Here is an 866-nt window from a genome sequence, read left to right on the forward strand (position 1 = left end):
GCCGGCCTCGAGCAGCGCCATCAGGTCGCCGGGCGCGCCGGGCAGCACGCGGTCCACCAGGGCCAGGCGGCCGTCGGCCAGTGCGACGCAGGCGGTGGGTCGGTCATCGAGTCGAACGGTACGAAGGCGCAACGGAACTCCCCTTGAACGAAGTGTTGAAGTTGATTCAGACGACGCTGCCGATCAGACCGCCGTCGACGCGGATCACCGCGCCGGTGATGTAGGACGCGCGGTCGCTGCACAGAAAGGCCGCCACGTCGGCGTACTCGTCGGGCCTGCCGTACCGGCCCAGCGCCATGGTGGCGGCGCTGTCGCGTGCGACGTCCTCGACACTGCGGTCCTCGCGGGCCGCCCGGCGTTCGTCGAGGAACTGCGTGCGGTCGGTGGCGATGCGGCCCGGCACGATCACATTCGACGTGATGCCGTCCCGCCCGACTTCGTCGGCGAGGGTCTTCGACCAGGCGTGCAGGCTCGCCCGCAAGGTGTTGGACAGCCCCAGGTTCGGGATCGGGCTGAGCGCGCCCGACGACGTCGAGGTCAGGATGCGGCCCCAGCCGCGTTCCCGCATGCCCGGCACCACCCGGTCGGTCAGCGCGATGACCGACAGCACCATCTTCTCGAAGCTGTCCCGCCAGGTGGCGTCGTCCTGGCCGGCCACCGGGGTGGGTGGCGGACCGCCGGTGTTGTTGACCAGGATGTCGATCGGCCCGAGGGTGCGTTCCACCTCGGCCACCGTGGGCTCCCGACGGTCGGCGTCGCCGAGGTCCCACACCAGGGGCAGCGCCTTCCCGCCGGCCTCCTCGACGCGCGCCGCGGTGGCGGCCAGGGCATCCTGCGACCGGCCGGTGACCGCGACGGCGGCGCCC

Annotated in this window: 1 protein-coding gene; it reads right to left on the reverse strand. The window is 72.4% G+C overall.

From position 1 onward, the window contains the following. Positions 1 to 166: 166 nt before the first annotated feature. Positions 167 to 866, reverse strand: a 700-nt coding sequence (locus tag Q2100_RS31485; RefSeq protein ID WP_302917158.1) for an SDR family oxidoreductase, incomplete at its 5' end; no start/stop codon positions are given.

Origin of the sequence: Mycolicibacterium arseniciresistens, from assembly GCF_030519285.1 — a bacterium.
GTDB lineage: Bacteria > Actinomycetota > Actinomycetes > Mycobacteriales > Mycobacteriaceae > Mycobacterium > Mycobacterium arseniciresistens.